The sequence below is a fragment of the Mucilaginibacter sp. genome, from assembly GCF_039935595.1.
In the GTDB taxonomy this organism is placed as follows: domain Bacteria; phylum Bacteroidota; class Bacteroidia; order Sphingobacteriales; family Sphingobacteriaceae; genus Mucilaginibacter.
This window is the reverse complement of sequence record NZ_JBDTJZ010000225.1, coordinates 1-25,024: the sequence shown is the minus strand read 5'-3', so window position 1 is coordinate 25,024 and position 25,024 is coordinate 1. Positions and strand designations below refer to the sequence as shown.

Genomic DNA, 25,024 nt, shown 5'->3' with positions numbered 1-25,024 from the left:
GCTTATATTCGCTGCAAACACATAACCTATGTTTCCAACCATAACTTCGCTTATTAAGTATCTTACCGGTTTAGATATTGTATTGCCGATACAAACTTTTGGTTTTTTTGTAGCGCTTGCCTTTATGGCGGCTTACTGGGCATTTACACAGGAATTTAAGCGCAAAGAAAAGCAAGGCGTAATCCACTCTTTTGAAAAAGAAGTTACCGTTGGCGCGCCCATAACACCAGTTGAACTGGCCGGAAATTTTCTTTTTGGGTTTGTACTGGGTTATAAAGTAATTGACATGGCATTTAACTACAGCGCCATGATAGACGATCCTCAAAATTTCATATTATCATCACGGGGTAATTGGATAGGCGGTATTATATGTGCCGCCATATTTGCTTACTGGGCCTACGCCGAAAATAAAAAAACACGTTTGCCGGAGCCGGTTACCAAAAAAATAATGGTGCACCCATACGAGTTGATGGGAAGCATATTACTATGGGCCTCTATATGGGGCTTTGCCGGTGCCAAATTGTTTAACGCGCTCGAAAACTGGCACGAATTTATGGTCGACCCCGTAGGGATGCTGATAGGCTTTAGCGGCCTTACCTTTTATGGTGGCTTAATTTGTGGTGGCGCGGCGGTATTGTACATAGCCCATAAACATGGTATTAAACCACTTACCATGCTGGATATCGGCGGACCGGGCATGATGTTAGCCTACGCCGTTGGCCGCATTGGCTGCCAAATGGCAGGCGATGGCGATTGGGGTATTAATAACCTGGCACCCAAACCTCACTGGCTAAGCTGGGCACCTGATTGGATGTGGGCCTTCAGGTTTCCGCATAATGTGAATATGGAAGGCAATCTGATACCCGGTTGTGTGGGTAAGTTTTGTAATATATTAAACGTTCCGGTGTTCCCTACATCGTTCTATGAATCAGTGGCTTGTATGTTGTTGTTCTTTTTTTTATGGAGTATACGCGACCGTATAAAAACACCCGGTATACTATTTGGCATTTATCTGGTTTTAAATGGTATTGAACGCTTTTTAATTGAATTGATAAGGGTTAACACCCGTTATAATGTAGCCGGTATAAGCTTTACACAAGCCGAAATGATATCATTGTTGTTGGTGGTGGGTGGCATAGCTTTAATTGTAAACGGGTTAAATCAACCTAAAAAAATAATGTCAAAGCAGCATGGCTAATAAGGTTGTACGAAAAATAGTAAAGAACCAAATATTGCGTTTTATGCTCTCGGCGGGGATGGGATTTTTGGTTGACATAACAGTTTTTTATTTATTGTACCATAACTTGCTTTCAGAAAAAAGGTATCATTTTTTCAATTCAGAATACAAAAACTCTACAGTATCACTGGCTATTTCTTACTGCCTGGGTGTGATGGTTAATTTTTTGATAACCAAATACCTGGTATTTTCCGAATCAACAACATCGTCAACCAAACAATTTGTCCGTTTTGCATCCGTAGCTGTTATAGGCTTTTTTGCCAATTTGGGCGCAATAGACCTATTGATACATTATTTTAATATGTACCCGCCACTGGCACGGCCTTTAGCTATGCTGAGCCTGTTTTTTGCCAGCTTTTTTATACACAAGTTTTTTTCATTCAGCCTGTCTATGCGCCATCAGCATGAGGCTGCACCTACTAAATAAATTTTATGCCTCTTGAACAAATAACAAACCGGGTAATTGAGATAGCTAAACAAGCTGGCCAGTTTATCCGCCAGGAACGCCTGTCATTCAGCTCAGCTAAGGTGGAATATAAAGGGTTGAACGACATGGTATCCTATGTAGATAAAACCGCCGAAGAAATGATTGTTGCCGGACTGGAAAAAATATTACCCGAAGCCGGGTTTATTACCGAAGAGCAAACCAAAAACAAAATTGCCGACCGCTATAATTGGATCATTGACCCGTTAGATGGTACTACCAACTTTATACATGGCCTACCGGTATTTTCGGTTAGCATAGCTTTACAGGAGTACGGCGAGTTGGTATCCGGTGTAGTATATGAAATTAACCAGGATGAATGCTTTTATGCCTGGAAAGGCGCACCGGCCTATTTAAATGGCCAGGAGATTAAAGTGAGCAACTGCCCAACTATCAACAATAGTTTAATAGCAACGGGGTTCCCTTATTATGATTTTACTAAACAGCCGCAGTATATTGAGTTATTTACCTATTTAATGAAAAATTGCCACGGCCTGCGCCGACTTGGCTCGGCCGCGGTCGATTTGGCTTATACTGCCGCCGGGCGTTTTGATAGTTATTACGAATATAACCTAAATGCCTGGGATGCCGCCGCCGGTATTGTTATCGTAAAACAAGCAGGGGGGCACGTAGTGAACTTTAGTGGGGGTGATGAAGTATTAGAAACCCGCGAACTATTAGCTACTAATGGAAAGATGACGGAGGAGATGTTGAGTGCTATCGCACAGTATTTTAAATAGCTAAATGTCATTTCGATAGAGCGGCAGAGAATGTGCGATAGGGCGAAAGAGAAATCTATACACCTGCAAAGAAGTAATGGCATGTGTATAGATTTCTCGCTATGCTCGAAATGACAGGAACTTTATAACGCTTCTGACACCACCTCAGTAACCTCAGGAACCATGCGTTTAAGCAGGTTCTCAATACCGGCCTTTAGGGTGATAGTTGATGATGGGCAACCACTGCATGAACCGCGAAGCTCTACCGTTACCACACCTTCTTCAAACGATTTATAGGTGATAGCGCCGCCATCCTGCTCAACAGCCGGACGAACGTAATCATGTAGTATTTGCTGTATTTTAACTTCGGTATCGGTACCTTCAAAGTTACCTTCTTCGGCTTGTTCCTCTACCTGTACTTTTATTTCTGATTCAACCGCGCCTTTTACAAACTCTTTCAATATGGGCGTAATATCATCCCAGCTATCCTGCTCAAATTTGGTTACGGTAACAAAGTTGCTGGCAAAGAATACACCGTTTACAAACGAAAATTTAAATAGCTCTTGTGCAAAAGGCGAGTTTCCGGCGCTTTCTTTAGTAGGATAGTCAACACTGCCGTTTATCAGCAACTTGTTCACTATAAACTTCATAGTTGCCGGGTTTGGGGTTGATTCTGTATATACGTTGATATTCATCGTTGTAGCTTATTTATAATTATTTTAAACAAATTTAGGCAAGGTTTTGATTAGTTGTGTACGATTAAATTGTTTTTACTAATACATGACCGTTGAGCAGAAAGACGAAAGCAAAAAGCTAAAAGCTTTTACGGAAATTTTGCCAATAAGCTTTTAGCTTTCTGCCTTATGCTTTCAACTATATCCCCGTATAATTAGCCGGCGTTATTTTCTTAATCTCGTCCTTAACACTATCACTCACCTGCAATGTATCCACAAACTCGGCAATGGTATCGGCATTGACATGCGTATTGGTACGGGTCAGTTCTTTTAACGCTTCGTACGGGTTGGGGTAGCCCTCGCGGCGTAAAATGGTTTGTATAGCTTCGGCAACTACCGCCCAATTGGCATCCAGGCTGGCATTTATAGCATCGGTATTTAATAGCAGTTTATTTAACCCTTTTACAGTTGATTTAAATGCGATCAACGTATGTGCAACCGGCACGCCAATGTTTCTTAACACGGTCGAGTCGGTCAGGTCACGTTGTAATCTAGATATAGGCAACTTGGCCGCCAAATGCTCAAACAAAGCGTTGGCAATACCCAGGTTGCCTTCCGAGTTCTCAAAATCTATCGGGTTAACTTTATGCGGCATAGCTGATGAGCCCACCTCGCCGGCTTTTATCTTCTGCTTAAAGAAGTTCATAGATATATAGGCCCACATATCCCTGTCCAGGTCGATAATAATATTGTTGATACGTTTTAAGGCATCACATTGCGCGGCAAAATTATCGTAATGCTCTATCTGCGTAGTAAACTGCGAACGGTTAAGGCCCAGTATGTTATTTACAAAGTTGTTCCCAAAATCTTTCCAGTTAATAGCCGGATAGGCAATATTGTGCGCGTTAAAATTACCGGTGGCCCCGCCAAACTTAGCCGAATTAGGTATTTGCTTTAATAAAGTCAGTTGGTTTTCTAAACGCTCTACAAAAACCTGTATCTCTTTACCCAAGCGGGTAGGCGAGGCAGGTTGTCCGTGCGTATGGGCCAGCATGGGCAGTTTATCCCATTCGGCAGCATAGTTTTTTAATATGGCCAGCAACTCATCAAACGCGGGGTAGTAAACTTCCTCAAGCGCCAGCTTAAAAGTATAAGGTACCGCGGTGTTATTTATATCCTGCGAAGTTAAACCAAAATGGATAAATTCTTTATAGGCTTGCAGGTTAAGCGCATCAAATTTTTGTTTGATAAAATATTCAACCGCCTTAACATCATGGTTAGTAGTTTTCTCAATTTCCTTGATGCTTTGCGCATCGGCCTCGCTAAAATTTTTATAGATATCGCGTAACTTTTCGGCTACATTTGAATCCAATTGCTGCAATTGCGGGATTGGATGCTTGTATAAAGCTATAAAGTATTCTACCTCAACAAACACCCGGTATTTGATAAGGGCGTATTCTGAAAAATACGCGGCCAAAGGCGCAGTAGTATTGCGGTAACGGCCATCAATAGGTGAAATTGCTGATAGAGGTGTAAGTGTCATGTTGTGGTAATTTTTGCAAAGGTAACAATTTTCGGTTGCTCACGTAAATGGCTTGTTGGTTTGTCGCTTTACCGTGACTCACCCCGAATGAATCCCCTCTCTAGCATAGAGAGGGTGGCCGAGCAAAGCGATGGTCGGGTGAGTTGAAATCAATTTTATTTAACTAAACGGAAAATATTTCAAACGGAAACTTTGAAATCTAAAAATGTTTCCATAGTTTTATCGCCGTGAAACAAAATGTGCAGATAGATAGAATAATACAAGGCGGCGAGGACCTGTTTTTAAGCGCAGGGATAAAAAGCGTGACGATGGATGATATAGCCAAGCATTTGGGTATGTCAAAAAAAACCATTTACCAGTTTTTTAAAGATAAGAACGAATTGGTTATAGCCCTTGTAAAGAAGAAATTGAAGGATGATGAGGAGCAGATATGCAGCATCATCAGCCAATCGGGCAATGTGATCGAGGAAATGATCAATATGATGAAATGTTCGGAAGATATGTTTTCGCGCATCAACCCGATAGTTATACATGATATGCAAAAATATCACCCTGAAGCCTGGAGGGAGTTCCAAAATTTTAAAGCGGATGTTTTAATACATACACTGGAGGAACTTTTAAGCAAAGGCATACAGCAAGGTTATATACGGCCCGAAATAAATGCAAAAATACTGGCACGTATGCGGGTAAGCCAGGTTGAAATGGGATTTAATACACAGGTGTTCCCGGTAGCTGATTTTAGCCCGTGGAAGGTACAGTACCAGTTTTTAGAGCATTTTAATTATGGTATTTGTACGCTTAAAGGACATAAGTTATTAAATAAACACAAAAATATAAGTGATGAATAATATAATACTGCTGACATACGGCTGTCATAACCGATCAATTAATTTGCAGAGCTAACATGATAATAACCCAAATAAGTACCAACCTAATCGCAATAATGAAAAATATATTTTTATTACTTTTTTTAATAAGTGCAACGGCCTTTACGGGTTATGCACAACAGTCGCAGCCTGATGGACAAGTGTATAATTTTACACTTGCTGATTGTATTAACTATGCCTATCAGCACCAGGACTCGGTATTAAATGCAGGCCTTGATGTAAAAAGTGCCGGATACCGTGTAAAGGAAACCATTGGGCGGGGTTTACCGCAAATAAATGCCACAGGTACCTTTCAGGATTATTTGAAGATACCTACATCGTTATTACCGGGTGAATTTTTTGGTGCTCCGGGCACATTTATACCTGTAAAGTTTGGTGTTAAATACCAGTCAAACCTGGGTGCAAACCTTAGCCAGTTATTATTTGATGGTGACTATTTGGTAGGCTTGCAAGGGCGCACCACTTACAAACAATTATTTGAGTTAAACTTCACCCGCTCAAAAATTGAGGCCAATGTTAATGTTACCAAGGTTTATTATCAGGTGTTGGTTAACGATGAGCAGATAAAGTTACTGGATGCCAACATTAAACAAATAAAACAATTGCTTGACCAAACGGCTGCTCAAAACAAGCAGGGATTTGTTGAGAAAATTGATGTTGACAGGTTAACCGTTCAATATAATGACCTGGTTACCACGCGCGAGAACTCGGTACGCCTGCTGGCACTAAACTACCAGTTGCTTAAATTCCAGATGGGTATGCCTATTGAAAACAACGTTGTTTTAAAAGATAAATTACAGGATGTTAAACTGGAAAGTTTAAATGAAGCTGTTGGTGATAGCACCTTTTACCGTAACCGTATTGAATATGGTTTAGTAGAAACACAAAAAAAAATAAACGAGTTTGATGTGAAAAGTAAAAAAGCCGCTTTTTTACCTAAGCTTACTTTTAATGCAAATTTTGCAAACTCCTATCAAAATAACTCTTTTGGTAACTTATACAGCACCAGTTACCCGGTAAGCTATATTGGCTTAACCTTGAACGTGCCTATTTTTAACGGGATGCAGCGCACCAACCAGTTAAGGCAATCTGAAATAACGGTTAAAAAATCAGAAAATGATCTGATCAACTTAAAAAACGGGTTGAGGTTACAGGCCAGCCAGGCCCGTATAACTTATATTAACGGTCTGCAATCGCTCAATAATCAAAAACAAAACCAGGCGCTTGCACAAGAAGTATTAAGAGTAGCCCAAATAAAGTACCAGCAGGGTGTAGGGTCGAGTATTGAGGTTACCCAGGCTCAAACCGCGGTGCAGGATGCAGATAATAAATATATACAAGGCTTATACCAGGCTTTAGTGAGCAAGGTTGACCTTGATAAAGCATACGGAATTATAAAATAAACCAAACCACAACGATATATAACAACATGAAAAAACTAATTATTATACCGGCTATATTGCTTTTAGCGGCATGTTCAAATAAGCCAAAAGATAAAAAAGCTGAATTGGCCGACCTTAAAAAGCAACAGGCCGAACTAAGCGATAAAATAAGTAAGCTTCAGGCCGAAACTACTAACCCCGATTCGGTTAAGGTAACTGATGTGAGTGTGGTTGTAGCTAAAACAACCAATTTTACCAACTATGTAGATATTCAGGGTAAAATTGATGCGCAGGATAACGTTACCGCCTATCCGCAGGCGCAGGGCATAATTACTGCCATAGATGCCAAACCGGGCCAACATGTAAGCAAGGGCCAGATATTGGCACAACTGGACAACAGCGTTTTAAAACAAAACATTGCCCAGGCCGAAGTACAGGTAGGATTGGTGCGCACTTTATTTGAGCGTCAAAAAAATCTATGGGATCAGAAAATTGGTACCGAGGTGCAATTTTTACAGGCACAGGCTAATTTACAAAGCGCGCAAAAACAAGTTGCAGCATTACAACAGCAGGCAGATATGTACCGTATCAAATCGCCTATTAACGGTACTATTGACCAAATGGACCTTAAACTGGGCCAGGTGGCTATGCCGGGTACAACCGGTATACGTATTGTTAATGCCGATATTTTAAAAGTTAAGGCTGATGTACCTGAATCATATACTGGTACTGTTAAACAAGGTAACAATGTTAAAATTGTATTTCCGGATGCTAATGATTCGCTGGTAACTAAAATCACTTTCGCTGCTAAAGTAATTGACCCGGTATCGCGTAGTTTTCCTATCGAGATCAAACTTCCTGATCGTAGTACACTTCGCCCTAATATGACCGCGGTTTTAAAAATTGCCAACTATTCAAAAAGCAACGCTATCAGTATCCCTTTAAAAGCTATACAAAATTCAGAGGGCGGCAATTATGTTTTTGTTGACGAAAATGGTTTTGCTAAACGTAGAAATATACAACAAGGCGCAATATCAAACGGTCAGGTTGAAATAACATCAGGCGTTAAAGCGGGCGATAAGGTAGTGGTTGAAGGCGCAGGTGATATTGAAGACGGAGATAAATTAAAAGTTTCACAATAAGGTTATTTACCTCATTATAAAAATTTGATCTAATGAAAGATCTTGACAAAGAATTTAAACCATCCAGCTGGGCTATTGAAAATAAAACCGCTGTATATGTGATGGTATTTTTAATAACTGTACTCGGATTGGTGAGCTATAACAGTTTACCAAAAGAAAACTATCCGGATATAGCGCAATCAAAGGTATTTATAACTACTACCTATGCAGGGCAATCGCCTCAAAATATTGAGGTATTGGTAACCCGGCAGATTGAAAAGAAGTTAAAATCATTAAAAGGGCTTAAAAAGGTTACGTCAAACTCCTATCAAAACGTATCTATCATCACCTGCGAGTTTAATGGTAATATACTGATAAAGGATGCTAAAATAGATGTAAAAGAAGCGGTTGATAAAGCCAAGCCTGATCTGCCTCAAAATGATAATAACCTTAAAGAATCTACCATATCGGATATCAACGTTGCCGATCTGCCTATTTTATATGTGAATATATCAGGCGATTATGATCTGAAAAAGTTAAAGGAATATGCCGATAACCTGAAGGATGATATTGAGAGCATGAAAGAGATATCAAAGGTTGATGAGGTAGGTGCCTTAAAACCCGAGATACAGGTAAATGTTGATCTGAACAAAATGACCGCCGCGCAGGTAAGTTATACCGATATTATAAATGCCATTGGTTATGAAAACATTATAACCTCCGCCGGTGATTATAAAATTGACGGCGTACAACGCTCTATTGATATTAAACAGGATTTTAAAAATGCCGGCGAAGTAGCCGCTATGGTTATTCGTAACCCTAAGGGCCAGGCTATTTACCTGCGTGATATTGCCGAGGTTAAAGATAGCTTTCATGAGCAGGAAAGCTACGCCCGTTTAAAAAACACCAATGACAACGAATTTAAAAACGTTATAACGTTAGCGGTAAGTAAAAGGGCGGGAGAGAACCTGATAGAAGCCTCGAACAAAATTACTGACCTGATTAAGCTTAAACAAAAAACAGATTTCCCAAAAGGATTGGATATTATTGTTACCGGCGATCAATCTGATAAAACCCGTACCACTATTAATGATCTGGTCAATACCATTATTATAGGCTTTATACTGGTAACTATTATCCTGATGTTTTTTATGGGTACCACCAACGCGTTATTTGTGGCGCTGTCGGTACCATTATCGTGCTTTATCGCGTTCCTGGTAATGCCTGTTATTGGCTTTACGCTGAATATGATCGTATTGTTCTCGTTCCTGCTGGCATTGGGTATTGTGGTGGATGATGCTATTGTGGTAATTGAGAACACACACCGTATATTCCGCAACGGCGCGGTACCAATTAAACAAGCCGCTAAAATAGCTGCCGGAGAGGTGTTCCTGCCTGTATTTTCAGGCACCATGACCACGCTGGCACCATTTATACCACTGGCATTCTGGAACAGTTTGATTGGTAAATTCATGTTCTTCCTGCCTATAACTTTAATAATTACTCTATTGGCATCCCTGGTGGTGGCTTATATTATTAACCCGGTTTTCGCGGTTGATTTTATGAAACCGCACCATGACGGCGAACATGATAACCCGAAATTTGACAGAAGCGTTAAACGGGCCCTGATATTTTTAGGTATAGCGGCTGTGGTTGGTTACCTGATAAATTTTGGCGTTGGTAATTTTGTAGTACTTGCCGCTGTATTGTACCTGTTAAATCATTTTGTTTTATTACAGGTGATAGACAGGTTCCAGAAAAATTCATGGCCAAAATTCCAGTCATGGTATGCCCGCTGGATAGAACGTGCTGTACAAAGGCCGTGGACCGTATTATTCGGAACCATAGCGCTATTTTTCCTGAGCATAGCATTTACCATTATACGTTCGCCCAAGGTAGAGTTCTTTCCGCAAGCCGACCCTAACTTTGTGTATGTGTACATAACCCTGCCCACAGGTACTGATCAGGCTTATACCAACGAGGTTACCAAAAAACTGGAACAACGTGTTGCCAAAGTAGCCGAGCCTGATAAGGACATTATATCATCCATTATTTCAAACGTTACAGTAAGCGTTACCGACCCTCAGGATGAAGATCAGGGCAATTATCCTAACAAAGCAAAAATTACTGTAGCTTTTGTGGAGTTTGGCAAACGCCACGGTAAAGACACTAAAGAAATATTAGCCAGGATACGCAAAGCAGTTACCGGTGTGCCTGGGGCCAAAATTACTGTTGACCAGGAGGGTGGCGGTCCGCCAACGCAAAAGGATATTAGTATTGAACTGGCGTGCGAAAATCTGGATACCCTGGTTAAAACATCAGGCAGGTTAAAAAACTACCTGGCTAAACAAGGCATAGAAGGTATTGAAAATTTACAGGCCGACGTGCAGGACGATAAACCCGAATTGGTTTTTGATATCGACAGGGAGCGTGCCAATCGCGAGGGTATAAACAGCGGGCAAATAAGTCAGGCTCTATTTACTACGATATACGGTTTTAAAGCAGCTGATTTTAGGAATACCCGCGAAGATAACTACGAGATAAATGTTAGGGCGCAGGAAGATCAGCGTACTAATATTGACGCGATAAAAAATCTTAAAATAACTTACCGTGATTTGGCCACCGGTGGTGCTATACGCCAAGTACCTATATCTGCCTTTACCGATGTTAGGTTTACCAACACCTTTAGCAACATTAAACACAAGCAGCAAAGGCGTGTGCTTACTTTAAGCTCAAATGTTATTAAGCCTTATAATGCAAACGAAGTAAATGCCAACATACAGCGTGCTATAAACGATTTTAAAAAACCGGATAACGTAAGTGTTAAAATGGGTGGCGGACAGGAAGATCAACAGGAAGCTATGAACTTCTTATTGGGTGCTTTGGGTTCATCATTCGGTATCATATTGATCATCTTGATGGTGCAGTTTAACTCGGTTGGTAAAACGCTTATTATTTTGAGCGAGATACTGTTCAGTATTATAGGTGTGTTTCTGGGCGTAAGTATATTCGGGATGACCATTACTATAGTAATGACCGGGGTAGGTATTATAGCGCTTGCGGGTGTGGTGGTACGTAACGGTATATTACTGGTTGAGTTTACTGATTTGCTGATGGAACAAGGCGTCAGCATACATGATGCCGTTGTTGAAGCCGGCCGTACCCGTATGACACCTGTTGTGTTAACAGCTACCGCAGCCATATTGGGCCTAATACCATTAGCCGTTGGGTTTAATATTGATTTTGTGGGCCTGTTTACCGAGTTTAAACCGCATATACACTTCGGTGGCGATAACGTAGCATTTTGGGGCCCGCTATCATGGACTATGATATTTGGGTTAGGTTTTGCAACTATTATAACCCTCATACTGGTACCATGTATGTACCTGATACGCTACAATATAAAAGCGCGATTTAAAAAGAAAGTAAAACCGCAAGAAATTGCCGAATAATATAAAATAAAACTAAAAAAGTCACGTTTCATAAATGTGGCTTTTTTAGTTTAAAGTACCTGCCTGAAACCTGTTTAGCCTTTACTTAATTAACGCAGATAACCTACTGTCAGTTAGGAGTAAAAAACCAAAACAAGTTTAAACATTTATTAGTGCAATGAGTATATTTGCCCGTTGATTAGGTGCGAAGAATTATGTTCTTCACATCAATATAAAGATACTTCTGAAGTTTAGAGGTGATTGTTTTAGAGTGATTATCAGGCCGGTATTAGTATCGGCCTGATTTTTTTTATCCTTTCTATATTATCCAAAAAACAGGTACGAAATTAATATAGCGGTAACTATCCCAAAAAAGTCCGCAATAAGCATGGCGGGTATAGTATAACGTGTTTTTTTAACGCCTATGGCACCAAAATAAAGGGCCACAATATAAAAGGTGGTATCGGCAGTGCCGTATAAAACACTGGATAAATGCCCGGTAAAACTATCGGGCCCAAATACTTTCAAGTTATCAAGCATCATGGCCCGCGCACCCGAACCGCTTAGTGGGCGTAAAAACGCAATGGGCAGTACATCAGTAAAACGGGTATCAATATTAAAGTGACTAAATATCCATTTAAAGCCATCGCCTAAGTAAGTAACCGCCCCGCTTAATCTAAATATACTTACCGCCGTTAATAAGGCAACCAGGTAGGGTATTATTTTTATAGCTATATCAAAGCTTTCTTTTGCACCTTCAATAAAGGTTTCAAAAACGTTTATTTTTTTACGCAAGCCCCCTAATATAAATAATACAGGCAACCCAAATAAGGTTAAGTTGCTAAACACTTTTGATACCTCGCTTATCTGCGCCTTGGTTAAATAAACGGTAAAATACCAAACCACTAAACCAATAAATGCAGTAATGCCGCCCAGCCATGATAAAATTACCCTGTCAAACAAGTTTATTCTTTGCTTAATGCTCACCACAATTAAGCCGGCAAGTGTAGCAACATACGTGGCAATAATACAGGGGATAAATATATCGGTAGGATCTTTTGAATTGTATATAGCGCGTTGTGCTATAATGGCTATGGGCAAAAGCGTTAACCCGGAGGCATGAAGCACCAAAAACATGATCTGCGAATTTGATGCGGTGTCTTTATCTTTATTTAATTCCTGCAGTCCGTTCATAGCTTTTAAACCGAAAGGGGTGGCCGCGTTATCAAGTCCCAATAAATTGGCGGCATAATTCATCATCATTTGCCCAACTGCGGGATGGTTTTCGGGTACCTCCGGAAACAACCTGCTAAAAAACGGCCCTACAATACGCGATAGAAAATTAATGGCCCCAGCCTTTTCGGCTACTTTTAAAATGCCCAGGTAAAAAGCCATAATACCAACTAATGGCAACGCTATATCCATTACCGCTGATTTGGCCGAATCAAACGTGCCATCAACCATAAGCCTGAATATATCAGTATCGCCTAAAAATATCAGCTTAAACAAGCCAATAACAAAGGCTATAACAAAAAATAATATCCAGATATAATTTAAAGCCATGTATAATATTAAAGCAATGAAGATAAATGTTTTTTACAGACGAGGAATATTTACTTCAAAAAATTAGTTCAGGTCCCTATCGGCCATAACGTTTTTATCGGCAACTATTTGTATATCGTAGTCCTTCCTTAACGGGTTGTAGGGTACGGTATCAGTAACGGTAATATAGGCTGTACACACGCCTTTTATAACATAAGTTTGTACATCGCCGGCCAAAACACTGCTTTTGTTGGGGTACTGCATAATGGAATTATAGATCAGGTCATATTGGCCCAATTCAGTAGTTTCCAGGTCAATAAACATACGTCTGCCATCTGCACGTAAGCTTACATTAACAAAGGTACCGCCCTTAATGGGCATGGTATATTCATAATATTTCTTTTTTATATTTTTTGATTTCACCCTGTATCCTTTAGCTACTAAAAAGGTGTCGGCCCGGTCAAGGTCATTATGTAATATGTATTTAATGTCCTCAAACGATATTAAACTGCTTTGCGCAAAACATAACATTGAACAACAGATCATTACCACAACTAATACTGCTTTTTTCATGTATTTTTTACACTTGGATGTTACTAAAATTACATAAATGTTAGCTTGGGGCAAAGTTTAAAACTTCAAAAATCATAACTTAGCTTCATTGTTACATAATATAAAGTTATGCCTAAAGTAGAATTAGCACGTGTAAGCGGCGATTACGGATTTGACGTTACCGACGAGAACGGCCACGTTATTAAAATGGATACTAACCCCAATAATGGCGGGCAAAATTATGGGGCCAGGCCCATGCAATTATTATTAGTTGGCCTGGCAGGCTGCTCGGCCATTGATGTAATAGGGATATTAAAAAAACAGCGCCAGGAAGTACGCGACTATAAAATGGTGGTTAACGGCGACAGGGAAGCGGGAGTAGAGCCATCATTATGGAAAAATATTAATATTGAATTTCATTTATATGGCGACATTAACCGTGATAAAGCAGTAAAAGCGGTTGAACTATCTGTTGGTAAATATTGCTCGGTTGCGGCTACGCTTGAGCAGGCGGGGGCCGAGATAAAATGGGAACTATTTATACATGATTGATATTTATTGCCGTTGGTTTACTAAAATATAATTATGTTTACAAGTATCAACCAGCATAGCTATTGATCCTGTTATATGAAGTCGATTTTTACTAAGATCTCCTTATTTTTTGTTGCGATTTTATGGGGAACAAGTGCCTTTGCCCAGGATCTTGATTCGGCTTATGTTGAGCCTTTTTCAAAGATCAGCGCATTCCGTACATGGTCAATTGGTTTTGTAGGTGGTTACACCCAACCTTTTGGCGACGACTTTCATACCCCCAGTTATCAATATGGTTATGGCGGCTTTATCAAAAAGCAAATTTTATCAACCTTAGGGGTCCAGGCTGATTTTATGACCGGCAGGGTAACTTCCGAGGGTTCGTCTAATGGTCTCTATGAAAAGTATCTTACCAAAATAAACTGGGCGGCATCATTAAACCTGAATTTAATTTTAGCTAATATAAACTGGCGCAACAGGAGCGGGTTGGTTTTGCCTTATATAGGTGCAGGCGTGGGTTACATGGCTTACAGCCCCGCTTTAACAGACCTTAGCATCCCGCCGGTTACCAAAGAGGTTCAACCCGGTGGTTTTAAATCCTATTTTATCCCTGTAAGCGCGGGTTTTAAAATTAAGGTTTCAAGTGGCGTTAATCTTGACTTGGGCGCTACGGTAAATTTTGTAAGCGCAGATAATTTTGACGGGGTAGATCTTGGTAACGGCAACGATCGGTTTATTTACCCTCATTTTGGTTTAGAGTTTGCTATAGGTGACCGTACCAAACAACAGTTGGCCACACATAATCCGGTAGCCTCGATGCGTGCAGAGTATTTAAGACAGGCACAAAACTTTCAGCAGGAATTGAATGACCAAAAGGCTGCAAACGAAAAATTAAGCAACAATTTAACAGCCAGCAATAATAATTTTAAACGTGCGCTTACCGATGGCGATGATGATGGTGTGGCCGACTTGTATGATAAGTGCGCCAATACACCCAAAGGCACCAAGGTTGACGGCTCGGGCTGCCCGTTAGTAATACCCTTGCCGCAGGAAAAAATTGTGTATGTAACGGATCAGGATAAAGAGGTGGTAAAAGAAGCTGTAGATAACCTGGAATTTAACTTTAATTCGGCTATAATAAGATCATCGTCATTTCCAAGCTTAAATAGTTTAGCGCAGCTGATTATAGATAAAAAGTTTAGCCTTAAATTAGCCGGATATACTGACAATGTAGGCCCAACAGAGGTTAATTTAAAATTCTCGCAGGATAGGGCTAACGCTGTAAAATCATATCTTATAAGTAAGGGCGTTAGCCCCGCAAAAATTGAAGCGATAGGCTATGGCCGTGATCAACCCATTGCATCAAACGCTACTCCCGAAGGCAGGCAACAAAACCGCAGGGTAGAATTTACCTTATATTAATTGATGGTTTTAACCTACAGTTATTGGTTATATCATATCAATGGCTGATACACCATTCATACAATGTTGTATAGTATTAAATCCATAATCCTCTTTGTGTTTTACATGCAGTTTGCATTTTCAGATGTTACTAAAGGTAATTTTTAGTTACTTATAAATAGCTGTATTGTAATAACATACGTGCAAATATGTTAACATGTGTATATTTTAAAATACAACTTACCTGGTACTGGCATTAATGTTGCCTAATGAGTGTAATGCTTATTTAAAACAGGCAGTCAACTAAAAACTCATACAATGAAATCAATTTTAAAACAAGCCGCTTTCTCACTTACGGGAGTTTTGCTGGGAAGCTGTGCATTTGCACAGTCTGTTACCGACCCTAACTATGTTAAACCTTTTTCGGGCGATGCAGCCTTCAACACCTGGTCAATAGGTGTTAATGTGGGTATGTTAAGTACTTATACCCCTTTACAAAACAATAGTCGCCAGGATTTTATGTCGCCGCAGGTGGCATTAGGTTACGGCCTTTACATTAAAAAGCAAATACTGCCCTCATTTGGTATACAAGCCGATTATTTAGGTGGTAAAATAGAAGCCAATAATTCAGCTATGCGTCCGGCGCCGTTTAATAATAGCGCCTATAATAGCGTATCTACCAGCTTAAATTATGCGGTTAGCTTAAGTGGAAACTATACGCTGGCAAATATTAACTGGCATTATAAAACAACCGGTATACAACCTTACTTTACTGCAGGTGGCGGTTTTATGGGTTACAAACCTGTGCTTACTCCTTCTGACGGTACTGCAAAAGTTAATTTTAAAAACACCGATGGTGGTAAAATAAGTGAATTTTATGTACCAATAGGTGTTGGTTTTAAACTGAATGTATCAAAGGCAGTAAATATCGATTTGGGATATCAGGTAAGCTTTGTTAACTCTGACAATCTTGATGGTTATAATTATTCTAATAATAACGACAGGTTCTCATACGCACACATCGGCCTTGAATTTGCCCTTGGCAGCAGGTCAAAACCACAATTAGCCACACATAACCCGGTTAATTCTATGCGTGATGAGTACATGATGGACGAAGCACGCTTGCAAATGGCTATTGATGCACAAAAAGCACAAAATGACCAGTTAAGAAATGACCTTAACGCTGCGAAAAACGAAATGAATGCTAGCCTGGCCAAATTTACAGCCGATAGTGATGGAGATGGTGTGCCTGACTTTTTAGATAAATGTCCTGGAACACCTGCGGGTACTAAGGTTGACGGCGCTGGTTGCCCGCTTCCGGCACCGGTTATTCAAAAACCTGATGTTAAAGTATACGTAACAGAAGCAGATAGAAAAATTGTAAAAGAAGCCATTAGAAATCTTGAGTTTGATTTTGCAAAATCAACTATTCGCGCTCACTCGTTCCCAAGTTTAAATAGGGTTGCAGATTTATTGAAAGAGAAAAATTTCAGTTTAAAATTAGCAGGACACACTGATAATGTAGGTTCAAACGACGCTAACATGAAGTTATCTAAAGAACGCGCCGAATCAGTTAAAAACTATTTGGTAAGTCAAGGTGCCAATGCATCACGCATTGAAGCTACCGGTTATGGCGAAACACAACCAATTGCAAGTAACAAAACTGCAAAAGGTCGTCAACAAAACCGTAGGGTAGAGTTTACTTTATTCTAAGATCGACAGATAAATAACAACTGGGCCTACCAAAAAGCGAAATTACCGCTTTTTGGTAGGCCTTTTTTTGTATTATTTTTGTTTCAACTTTTCTTATTCCGCTAAGACAGACGTTCCTTCAACCGGCAAATAATCAACACATTAATTTAACCAACTGTACCTGTTCTTTTTTTCAATTTCGTTTTGTACGTTTGAAAGATAGTTTGCTCCATTTAAAAACCAATAACCATTACAAATAAATCTTTCATGAACAAAAAACACAAATACTTTTTGCCGGCTATGGCTTTTGTAGTTTTATTAGGATTACAGATAGGTGCCACAAATGCTTTTGGGCAGGCGCCAGGACCAGGCCAACGACCGCCAGGACAAGGGCCAGGAGGACCCGGTGGCTTTGGACGCGGGCCAAGCCTACCACCTATACCTATAGCTGGGGATACTACGCACTCATTGTCTATACACTTTACCCCGGCTACTGCTATTAAAAAAGCACCAGATGCCAAGGGATTTATTCAGCGCTGGCTGGTGCTTGAACCTGTTAAGAAAAACCTTCGCAGCAATAGCACCATCACCGAAAGCTACCTGAAAACAACTTTTGCCGTTGATAATTTTTCACAAGATTATAGCGCTGTTCCAAAAAATGGCCAAACCGTAAAAATTGGCGATCAGGATTTAAAATGGTACGCGTTAGACAGCAAGTCATTCAACTTTAATTTATACCATTTTAGCTATGCAACAAACAAGGCGCGGGCAGGTGTGCTATTTTGGCTGGTAACTGTAATTAATTGCCCCGAAGAAATTAAAAACGTACGCATTGCTGCGGGAGTTAATTCGGGCGGTGCGTTTTGGTTAAATGGCCAGGAAGCATTGATGATTCCGGGCGATAAGGATATTATAGTTGATAATGTGGCCTCACCGCTTTTAACGCTTAAAAAAGGAAGGAACGTTATTCGCGTCGCGGTTATTAATGGACAAGGCATGTGTAACTTCTGTGTGCGGTTTATTGATGAGAAAGGTGCACCGGTTAAAAACTACAGTATCAGTTACGAATAAATTTTTTAGTCCATTAACGTATCAATCAACTTCTGAAATAGAATTTATATAATGAAAAGACATAAAATAATCAGTCTGGCTGCCTTGTTAATAGCGTCAATAACGCAATCATCAATAGCGCAGATAGGTAAACCAAACATACATGATCCAGGAACGGTTGTTGAAGATCATGGAAAATATTACACCTTTGGCACAGGTGGCGGCGGCATAATATCCGAAGACGGCTGGAAATGGCATAGCGGTGGTGTACGCCCGGGCGGTGGTGCCGCACCTGATGCTATAAAAATTGGTGATCGCTTCCTTGTGGTATACGGGGCAACCGGCGGTGGTGGTAACCATAAAGGTGCCATCCTTTCCATGTGGAACAAAACATTGGACCCAAAATCTCCCGATTTTAAATACTCTGAACCGGTTATGGTTGCCTCGTCCGACGGTTATGAAGAAAATGACGCTATTGACCCGGGACTAATGCTTGACCCAACTACCGGAAAACTATGGCTAACATACGGTACCTATTTTGGATACATCCGCCTTGTGGAGCTTGATCCTAAAACAGGCAAACGTGTAGCAGGCAATAAGCCAGTTAATGTTGCCATTGATTGCGAAGCATCTGATATGATCTATCATGATGGCTGGTATTACCTGTTAGGCACGCATGGTACTTGCTGCGCCGGTCCAAATTCTACCTATAACGTAGTTGTTGGCCGCTCTAAAAGTATTACCGGTCCATTTATGGACAATGTAGGCAGAAGTATGTTAGAAGGTGGCGGCAAAATGGTTGCTACAACCCGCCCACGCTTAATAGGCCCAGGCCATTTTGGACGTGAGATTGTTGAACCCGGAGTAGAAAAAATGTCTATCCATTGGGAGGCAGATCTTGATCAGGGTGGAAGCAGCGTATTAGGTATTCTTCCGATAGTTTGGAAAAACGGTTGGCCTGTAATGGGCGAGAACGTAAAGGCAGGAACTTACGAAATACAATCAGAAAGAAGAGGATTTAGCTTAGAGTTAGCAGTTGACCCAACTAGTATGGCGGGTGGTGGCGGCGGTTTTGGCGGTGGTCGTAATAATGCCGGCCCTGTAAAACCTGTTGCTGACCAACAAGTGGCTGATGTTATTAAAAACTGGCCAACCGGGGATATTCCGGTAAGGATAAGTGATTACATAGCCCGTCCGCATCAAAAATGGACAGTTACCGCTGCTCCCGATTCAAGTGGTTACTTCGGTGCTCCATATTATAAAATTACCATAGCCGGAACAGAAAGGGCATTGACAGCGACAGCGGACGGACAGGTAATATCCGTTCCCGCGTTTACCGGCGCAGCCGAACAATTATGGAAAATTGATCAGTTAACCGATGGTACATACCGCATAATGCCTAAGATGGTTCCAAACTCAAAAGAAAAGTTAGCGCTTGTATCGGTTGGTGACGGCACACCGGCCTTAGCTAAGTTTGATATAAATAGTGATAATTCGAAATGGAATTTTATTGGTTATTAAAAAGCCAATTAGTTTTATAAAAAAGGGGCCGACTATGATCATGGTGATTTTAGTCGGCCCCTTTTTATTAAAATCTATTAATAGCCTTCGTAAAAGTCAATCAGCGCGCCAAAATAGCTATTGTTCCAACCTTCTACTATATCGTTATAATCCTCATCCGGAATACCTGTATGTTTTAATTCGGCCGATGTACCGGCTTTATCAAGATGCAGTTTAATAGTAACTATTGATTGCTCGGGCTGCCCATCAAAATACCATTGCTGTACTATTTTTTTACCCGGCTCAAACTCCAGGTTCTTACCTACAATACTGCCTTCCCACATCGAAAACTCTGACCCGGGCTCAGTTGACATTTCAGCAGCTTCGCCTGTCCATAGTTGTATAGTGACCGGGTTTGTAAGGGCGAGGTAAACCTCATCAGGCGTAGCCGGAATTATGTAGTACTTTTTAAAATCTTTCACGAGTGCAATTTATCATTTATCAAATTAAAAACCCATCTTTAATTAAAACGTTAAGATAGCAGATATGCTCAAATTAGTATTAATTCGCCACGGCGAAAGTGTTTGGAATCTGGAAAACCGCTTTACGGGCTGGACAGATGTTGACCTGTCCGTCGAAGGCTACGAACAGGCCAAACGTGCGGGTATCTTACTAAAAAAACATGGGTATGAATTTGACGCGGGGTATTCATCAGTATTGCAGCGTTGTATTAAAACCCTGCATATTGTATTGGAAGAAATGGACGAACTGAAAATACCTGTACAAACAACCTGGAGGCTTAATGAACGCTTTTACGGTGCGTTGCAGGGTTTAAATAAAACTGAAACCGTTGAGAAATATGGGGTAGAACAAGTGCAAAAATGGCGCCGTGATCCTAATGAAGACCCACCACCCATAACACGGGATGACAAACGATATCCGGGTTTTGACCCCAAATATAAAGATTTAACCGAGGCCGAACTGCCCCTTACCGAAAATTTAACCCAAACTATGAGTAGGGTTTTGCCTTATTGGCAGGAAACCATAATGCCAGCCCTGCAGCAAAAGCAACGGCTCATCATTTGCGCGCACGGGAACAGCCTGCGGGCACTAATAAAATACTTGGATAATTTAACCGATGAAGATGTTAGCCAACTGGAAATACCAACAGCGCAGCCTTTGGTTTACGAGTTGGATGATAATTTGAACAGGATAGCGCATTATTATTTGGAATAAGCAGAAAGCTTAAAGCTTAAAGCAAAAAGCTTTGGTCTTTCTGCTTTAAGCTTTCTGCTTACTTATACAATTCTCCCGCCTTTTCAGCAGATAATTTTATCCCCTTTATCATGGCCGAGCTAAAGCCGTTATGCTCCATCTCATTTAAACCTGCTATAGTACAGCCTTTTGGAGAGGTTACTTTATCAATTTCTTTCTCAGGGTGCGAGGCTAATTTTAATAACAGATCGGCAGCGCCTTTGGCGGTTTGGGCAGCCATTTGCAGGGCATCATGCGCATGGAAACCAATTTCGGTACCACCTTGCGAGGCTGCGCGTATGGCACGTAAAAAGAATGCAACACCACATGCGCAAAGCGCGGTAGCGGCTGTCATCAGGTCCTCATTTATTTGTATGGTTACACCAACAGTGTCAAATAATGACCTTACCAGTTTAATATTTTCTTCTGTTCCGGTGTCAGACGCTATACAGGTCATTGATTCGCCTATAGCGATAGCCGTATTAGGCATAGCCCGCACCACCTGTACATCCATAGCTAATTGCTCACGTATATCCACGCAGTTAACACCTGATATTACGGATATTAACAATTGGTTTGTAGGTTTCACAGCGGGTTTTATTTCGGCTAATAGCTTATTTAGTTGCTGTGGTAATACCGCTAAAACCACAATAGTTGCGTTGCTTACCGCTTTCGCGTTATCGGTTGTAACCTGATAGCCGTTGGCTTCATGTTCGGCCAGTGGTGCCATGCTGCGGCGGGTTAATGTAATTTGCTGCGGCTGGTATATGCCTGCCTTTACTAAACCTTTAGCTAATGCTAAACCCATGTTACCGCTGCCTAAAATGGCAATATGTTGTTGTGTGCTCATATACTTGTACTTAAACGTGTGCCAAATGGCTGTTTATTTTTTAACTGCCCCAACTCGTCCGACCGGCCAATAATTACAGCTTTAACGCCGCAGGCTATAGCGGTAAATGCATTATCCAGCTTGGGCAGCATACCGCTGTGTATTATTTGTTTCAATTTTAATTCTTCGTACCGTACCGGGTCAAGCTCGCGTATTATAGAATCTTCATCATCAATATCCAGCAAAACACCCTTCTTTTCAAAGCAATATATTAAGGTGGTACTGTAAAGCTTTGCCAAAGATACAGCTAAAGCTGATGCAATGGTATCGGCATTGGTATTTAATAGCTGGCCATCGCCATCATGCGTTATGGCGCAAAAAACAGGGGTAAAGCCGGCTTCCAGCAATTTACTTATATTGTTTGGGTTGATGGATGTATCGTCGATATCGCCCACAAAACCATAATCAATAGTTTTTACCGGACGCTTTTTTGCGCGGATAAAATTACCGTCAGCACCGGTAAGACCTATGGCATTATTACCAAAACGTTGTAGCTGGGCCACTATGTTCTTGTTGATCAATCCCCCATACACCATCGTGACCACGCGTAAGGTCTCAATATCTGTAATACGGCGACCATCAACCAATTTAGCTTCAATACCCAACGTTTCTGAAAGTTGGGTTGCTGCTTTGCCACCCCCATGCACCAGTATTTTATAACCATCCAACGCTGTAAAATCTTTTAAAAAATGATGCAGGTTTTCGGAGTTATCAATTACGTTGCCGCCTATTTTAACAATATGTATGGGTGTCATACTACCGGTTTATACAATTTGGATGCTAAAATAAGTAAATCTTGATGAAATGGTGTTTTAAACCGCCATTAATACATCAAGCTAAAACACTTTTACTTTAAAAACAGTTGTATGTGAAATTGGCTGAATTAGCGTAATTTACAAACAGTAAGTTTATTGCACATAATTTTATAGATGGATCAAAAAAATACAAGCCGGCCCCGCGTGGTCATTATTGGCGGAGGTTTTGCCGGGTTACAGTTAGCTAAAAAGCTAAAATATGCCCCGGTTGATATATTGATGCTGGACAAGCATAATTACCATACTTTTCAGCCATTACTTTATCAGGTTGCTATGGGGGCGGTAGCTGCCGATTCGATCGTATTCCCCATACGTCGCATATTTACTCACCAGGATAATATCAGCTTTAACCTGGCTTACGTTGAAAATATAAATGCCGAAAAAAATACTGTTAGCACCAATATTGGCGAAATAAGTTATGATTATTTGGTGGTAGCTACCGGATCGGACACCAATTTTTTCGGTAACAAGGAACTGGAATCTTATGTAATGCCGATGAAGAATTTGCCCGAGGCGCTAAACCTGCGCGGCCTTATACTACAACATCTTGAACAAGCTATTATAACTAAGGATGAAGCCGAAAAAGATGCCTTAATGACCTTTGTTGTGGTAGGCGGCGGCCCTACGGGTGTTGAGCTATCAGGTGCGCTGGCCGAAATGCGGCAACTGATATTAATGAAAGATTATCATGGCCTCAGCAAGCATGATATGAAGGTTTACCTGGTTGAAGGTAAAGACAGGCTATTAGCGGCCATGTCTGAACATGCCTCGCACAAAGCCAAGCAATATTTATCGGCCAATGATGTGATCATATATAATAGTGTGCATGTTGAAAGTTATGATGGACTAACGCTAAAGATAGATGACGGCATGACCCTTAAAGCGCGTAATGTATTTTGGGCCGCAGGTGTAGTAGGCGAGGCACCCGAAGGAATGACAGCCGCTACTTTTACCAGGGGATCGCGTATACAAACAGATGAAATAAACCGGGTAAAGGGCTACCAAAATGTATTTGCCATTGGCGACGTAGCTGCAATTATCAGTGAGCAATTTCCTAATGGACATCCGGGTGTGGCCCCTGTAGCTATACAGCAAGGAGAGTGGCTGGCTAAAAACCTGGTACACTTAATTAATAACGAACCGACCGAGCCTTTCCAATATCATGATAAAGGCACTTTAGCAACTATAGGGCGCAATAAAGCGGTAGCTGATATCTGGAAACTGCATTTTCATGGCTTTTTTGCCTGGTTGTTATGGGGGCTGGTGCATATATTATCGTTAGCCGGATTTTCTAATAAATCATCTGTTTTTTTAACGTGGGCCATTAATTATTTTACCAAAAACAGCGATAACCGCCTGATCATAAGAAGCTTTAACAGGAAAACCAGGATGGTTGAACCCGAAAAATAATTAATTTATATTAATGGATCTGTTCCAAATAATTGCGTTACTGGTTATAGTAAGTTCAACATGTTCGTATCTCAACGCCCGCTTTTTAAAACTTCCGGGTACAATTGGTATTGTAACCATCGCCATTGCCATATCCATAATTATTTTAATTATTGATGGGCTAAATCCGCGTATAGCAAGCTATTTAACTATCCTGGCAAAGCATATCAACTTTACAAGTACGGTATTAAATATTATGCTGGGCTTCCTACTTTTTTCCAGTTCCTTTAACCTGAACACCAAGCGACTTAAAAGAGAAATGCGCCCGGTATTTATACTGAGTACCATCGGCGTTATATTATCTACAGCTATTTTTGGAGGACTATTTTATGGGGCCGCACTGCTTTTTAAGATACATATCCCTATATTATATTGCTTTTTATTCGGCGCGTTAATATCACCTACCGATCCGGTTGCAGTGGGAGCCATTATTAAAAATTCAAAGCTGCCGGTACATCTGGAAACCATTATTACCGGCGAATCGTTATTTAATGATGGTTTGGGTTTGGTGTTATTTGTTACCATATTAGATTTTATACGATCGGGGAAGGATAATATTGATATAGGAGATACGCTGTTATTATTTGCCCAGGAGGTATTTGGCGGCATTATATTAGGATTGGTGTTGGGGTATTTGGCGTTTAAGCTGATGAAATCTATTAAAGATTTTCAAACCATTGTGCTGGTATCATTAGGTTTGGTAATGAGTATATCTATTATTGCTACTTTTTTGCATTTGTCTATCCCGCTGGCTGTTGTTTTTGCCGGGTTATTTGCAGGTAACCAGAGCATCAATTCGGATTGGCGAGATCATTCGCACGAATCATTAGAAAAATTTTGGCTGCTGATAGACGAAATGCTAAACACCATT

At 40.7% G+C, this 25,024-nt stretch carries 22 protein-coding genes; 15 read left to right on the top strand and 7 right to left on the bottom strand.

Annotation, left to right across the window (positions count from 1 at the left end):
- The first annotated feature begins 28 nt into the window (after window positions 1-28).
- From ABI367_RS16190 to ABI367_RS16180, 3 genes are read left to right on the top strand one after another with little or no spacing between them, the layout of a single operon-like run.
- A complete protein-coding gene (locus tag ABI367_RS16190; protein WP_462227434.1) occupies window positions 29-1,198 on the top strand; it encodes a prolipoprotein diacylglyceryl transferase in 1,170 nt (389 codons plus the stop codon).
- Window positions 1,191-1,664 (top strand): GtrA family protein, encoded by a 474-nt coding sequence (locus ABI367_RS16185; protein WP_462227433.1) that lies wholly within the window; start codon window positions 1,191-1,193, stop codon window positions 1,662-1,664. The genes ABI367_RS16190 and ABI367_RS16185 overlap by 8 nt, the downstream gene beginning before the upstream one ends.
- Before the next feature lie 5 nt (window positions 1,665-1,669).
- Window positions 1,670-2,461, top strand: a complete 792-nt coding sequence (locus ABI367_RS16180) for an inositol monophosphatase family protein (protein WP_462227432.1) — start codon at window positions 1,670-1,672, stop codon at window positions 2,459-2,461.
- A 122-nt stretch (window positions 2,462-2,583) separates the two neighbouring features.
- On the opposite strand, the gene ABI367_RS16175 is transcribed toward ABI367_RS16180, so the two are convergent.
- On the bottom strand, window positions 2,584-3,135 hold the full coding sequence (locus ABI367_RS16175; protein ID WP_462227431.1) for a NifU family protein: 552 nt from the start codon (window positions 3,133-3,135) through the stop codon (window positions 2,584-2,586).
- 178 nt (window positions 3,136-3,313) lie between these two features.
- On the bottom strand, window positions 3,314-4,657 hold the full coding sequence (gene purB / locus ABI367_RS16170; protein ID WP_462227430.1) for an adenylosuccinate lyase: 1,344 nt from the start codon (window positions 4,655-4,657) through the stop codon (window positions 3,314-3,316).
- Between the two features lie 227 nt (window positions 4,658-4,884).
- Between purB and ABI367_RS16165 the strand changes: the two genes are divergently transcribed.
- From ABI367_RS16165 to ABI367_RS16150, 4 genes are all read left to right on the top strand, one after another.
- Entirely contained in the window at window positions 4,885-5,505 is a 621-nt protein-coding gene (locus ABI367_RS16165) for a TetR/AcrR family transcriptional regulator (protein ID WP_462227429.1), read from the top strand.
- Window positions 5,506-5,600: 95 nt separating this feature from the next.
- The gene (locus ABI367_RS16160) at window positions 5,601-6,947 is read left to right on the top strand and encodes a TolC family protein (protein ID WP_462227428.1); all 1,347 of its coding nucleotides are present in this window, start codon (window positions 5,601-5,603) and stop codon (window positions 6,945-6,947) included.
- 26 nt (window positions 6,948-6,973) lie between these two features.
- Window positions 6,974-8,068: an efflux RND transporter periplasmic adaptor subunit gene (locus tag ABI367_RS16155; protein WP_462227427.1), complete on the top strand. Its 1,095-nt coding sequence runs from the start codon at window positions 6,974-6,976 to the stop codon at window positions 8,066-8,068.
- Between the two features lie 32 nt (window positions 8,069-8,100).
- Window positions 8,101-11,499: an efflux RND transporter permease subunit gene (locus ABI367_RS16150; protein WP_462227426.1), complete on the top strand. Its 3,399-nt coding sequence runs from the start codon at window positions 8,101-8,103 to the stop codon at window positions 11,497-11,499.
- Window positions 11,500-11,802: 303 nt separating this feature from the next.
- Here ABI367_RS16150 and ABI367_RS16145 read toward each other — a convergent pair whose 3' ends face one another.
- Both ABI367_RS16145 and ABI367_RS16140 read right to left on the bottom strand, forming a co-directional pair.
- On the bottom strand, window positions 11,803-13,041 hold the full coding sequence (locus tag ABI367_RS16145; RefSeq protein ID WP_462227425.1) for a nucleoside recognition domain-containing protein: 1,239 nt from the start codon (window positions 13,039-13,041) through the stop codon (window positions 11,803-11,805).
- A 63-nt stretch (window positions 13,042-13,104) separates the two neighbouring features.
- Window positions 13,105-13,593, bottom strand: a complete 489-nt coding sequence (locus ABI367_RS16140; RefSeq protein ID WP_462227424.1) for a hypothetical protein — start codon at window positions 13,591-13,593, stop codon at window positions 13,105-13,107.
- 108 nt (window positions 13,594-13,701) lie between these two features.
- Between ABI367_RS16140 and ABI367_RS16135 the strand changes: the two genes are divergently transcribed.
- The 5 genes from ABI367_RS16135 to ABI367_RS16115 all read left to right on the top strand — a co-directional run bounded on the left by ABI367_RS16135 (window position 13,702) and on the right by ABI367_RS16115 (window position 19,767).
- The gene (locus ABI367_RS16135; RefSeq protein WP_462227423.1) at window positions 13,702-14,124 is read left to right on the top strand and encodes an OsmC family protein; all 423 of its coding nucleotides are present in this window, start codon (window positions 13,702-13,704) and stop codon (window positions 14,122-14,124) included.
- A gap of 75 nt (window positions 14,125-14,199) precedes the next feature.
- Window positions 14,200-15,525 (top strand): OmpA family protein, encoded by a 1,326-nt coding sequence (locus ABI367_RS16130; RefSeq protein WP_462227422.1) that lies wholly within the window; start codon window positions 14,200-14,202, stop codon window positions 15,523-15,525.
- Window positions 15,526-15,822: 297 nt separating this feature from the next.
- Window positions 15,823-17,217: a DUF6089 family protein gene (locus ABI367_RS16125; protein ID WP_462227421.1), complete on the top strand. Its 1,395-nt coding sequence runs from the start codon at window positions 15,823-15,825 to the stop codon at window positions 17,215-17,217.
- A 246-nt stretch (window positions 17,218-17,463) separates the two neighbouring features.
- Complete coding sequence (locus ABI367_RS16120) at window positions 17,464-18,267, top strand: hypothetical protein (RefSeq protein ID WP_462227420.1); 804 nt, start codon at window positions 17,464-17,466, stop codon at window positions 18,265-18,267.
- A gap of 51 nt (window positions 18,268-18,318) precedes the next feature.
- Complete coding sequence (locus ABI367_RS16115) at window positions 18,319-19,767, top strand: family 43 glycosylhydrolase (protein ID WP_462227419.1); 1,449 nt, start codon at window positions 18,319-18,321, stop codon at window positions 19,765-19,767.
- Between the two features lie 77 nt (window positions 19,768-19,844).
- Here ABI367_RS16115 and ABI367_RS16110 read toward each other — a convergent pair whose 3' ends face one another.
- Window positions 19,845-20,228: an SRPBCC domain-containing protein gene (locus tag ABI367_RS16110; protein WP_462227418.1), complete on the bottom strand. Its 384-nt coding sequence runs from the start codon at window positions 20,226-20,228 to the stop codon at window positions 19,845-19,847.
- 64 nt (window positions 20,229-20,292) lie between these two features.
- On the opposite strand from ABI367_RS16110, the gene gpmA reads away from it, so the two are divergent.
- On the top strand, window positions 20,293-20,982 hold the full coding sequence (gene gpmA / locus ABI367_RS16105) for a 2,3-diphosphoglycerate-dependent phosphoglycerate mutase (RefSeq protein ID WP_462227417.1): 690 nt from the start codon (window positions 20,293-20,295) through the stop codon (window positions 20,980-20,982).
- Window positions 20,983-21,040: 58 nt separating this feature from the next.
- Here the strand turns inward: gpmA and proC are convergent, their stop codons facing one another.
- Window positions 21,041-21,850 (bottom strand): pyrroline-5-carboxylate reductase, encoded by an 810-nt coding sequence (proC, locus tag ABI367_RS16100; RefSeq protein WP_462227416.1) that lies wholly within the window; start codon window positions 21,848-21,850, stop codon window positions 21,041-21,043.
- Window positions 21,847-22,644 carry an acetylglutamate kinase gene (argB, locus tag ABI367_RS16095; protein ID WP_462227415.1) on the bottom strand — a complete coding sequence of 266 codons (798 nt, stop codon included), beginning with the start codon at window positions 22,642-22,644 and terminating at the stop codon, window positions 21,847-21,849. The genes proC and argB overlap by 4 nt, the downstream gene beginning before the upstream one ends.
- Before the next feature lie 174 nt (window positions 22,645-22,818).
- Here argB and ABI367_RS16090 point away from each other — a divergent pair, with 174 nt between their 5' ends.
- Both ABI367_RS16090 and ABI367_RS16085 read left to right on the top strand, forming a co-directional pair.
- A complete protein-coding gene (locus ABI367_RS16090; protein WP_462227414.1) occupies window positions 22,819-24,114 on the top strand; it encodes an NAD(P)/FAD-dependent oxidoreductase in 1,296 nt (431 codons plus the stop codon).
- A gap of 13 nt (window positions 24,115-24,127) precedes the next feature.
- Window positions 24,128-25,024 (top strand): cation:proton antiporter (locus tag ABI367_RS16085; RefSeq protein WP_462227413.1); only part of this gene is annotated, 897 nt, incomplete at its 3' end.

What these genes read in the sequence shown, in the direction of transcription:
- ABI367_RS16190 (WP_462227434.1), top strand. Translation starts at nt 29, where the DNA reads ATGTTTCCAACCATAACTTCGCTTATTAAGTATCTTACCGGTTTAGAT.
- ABI367_RS16185 (WP_462227433.1), top strand. Translation starts at nt 1,191, where the DNA reads ATGGCTAATAAGGTTGTACGAAAAATAGTAAAGAACCAAATATTGCGT.
- ABI367_RS16180 (WP_462227432.1), top strand. Translation starts at nt 1,670, where the DNA reads ATGCCTCTTGAACAAATAACAAACCGGGTAATTGAGATAGCTAAACAA.
- ABI367_RS16175 (WP_462227431.1), bottom strand. Translation starts at nt 3,135, where the DNA reads ATGAATATCAACGTATATACAGAATCAACCCCAAACCCGGCAACTATG.
- purB (WP_462227430.1), bottom strand. Translation starts at nt 4,657, where the DNA reads ATGACACTTACACCTCTATCAGCAATTTCACCTATTGATGGCCGTTAC.
- ABI367_RS16160 (WP_462227428.1), top strand. Translation starts at nt 5,601, where the DNA reads ATGAAAAATATATTTTTATTACTTTTTTTAATAAGTGCAACGGCCTTT.
- ABI367_RS16155 (WP_462227427.1), top strand. Translation starts at nt 6,974, where the DNA reads ATGAAAAAACTAATTATTATACCGGCTATATTGCTTTTAGCGGCATGT.
- ABI367_RS16150 (WP_462227426.1), top strand. Translation starts at nt 8,101, where the DNA reads ATGAAAGATCTTGACAAAGAATTTAAACCATCCAGCTGGGCTATTGAA.
- ABI367_RS16145 (WP_462227425.1), bottom strand. Translation starts at nt 13,041, where the DNA reads ATGGCTTTAAATTATATCTGGATATTATTTTTTGTTATAGCCTTTGTT.
- ABI367_RS16140 (WP_462227424.1), bottom strand. Translation starts at nt 13,593, where the DNA reads ATGAAAAAAGCAGTATTAGTTGTGGTAATGATCTGTTGTTCAATGTTA.
- ABI367_RS16135 (WP_462227423.1), top strand. Translation starts at nt 13,702, where the DNA reads ATGCCTAAAGTAGAATTAGCACGTGTAAGCGGCGATTACGGATTTGAC.
- ABI367_RS16130 (WP_462227422.1), top strand. Translation starts at nt 14,200, where the DNA reads ATGAAGTCGATTTTTACTAAGATCTCCTTATTTTTTGTTGCGATTTTA.
- ABI367_RS16125 (WP_462227421.1), top strand. Translation starts at nt 15,823, where the DNA reads ATGAAATCAATTTTAAAACAAGCCGCTTTCTCACTTACGGGAGTTTTG.
- ABI367_RS16120 (WP_462227420.1), top strand. Translation starts at nt 17,464, where the DNA reads ATGAACAAAAAACACAAATACTTTTTGCCGGCTATGGCTTTTGTAGTT.
- ABI367_RS16115 (WP_462227419.1), top strand. Translation starts at nt 18,319, where the DNA reads ATGAAAAGACATAAAATAATCAGTCTGGCTGCCTTGTTAATAGCGTCA.
- gpmA (WP_462227417.1), top strand. Translation starts at nt 20,293, where the DNA reads ATGCTCAAATTAGTATTAATTCGCCACGGCGAAAGTGTTTGGAATCTG.
- proC (WP_462227416.1), bottom strand. Translation starts at nt 21,850, where the DNA reads ATGAGCACACAACAACATATTGCCATTTTAGGCAGCGGTAACATGGGT.
- argB (WP_462227415.1), bottom strand. Translation starts at nt 22,644, where the DNA reads ATGACACCCATACATATTGTTAAAATAGGCGGCAACGTAATTGATAAC.
- ABI367_RS16090 (WP_462227414.1), top strand. Translation starts at nt 22,819, where the DNA reads ATGGATCAAAAAAATACAAGCCGGCCCCGCGTGGTCATTATTGGCGGA.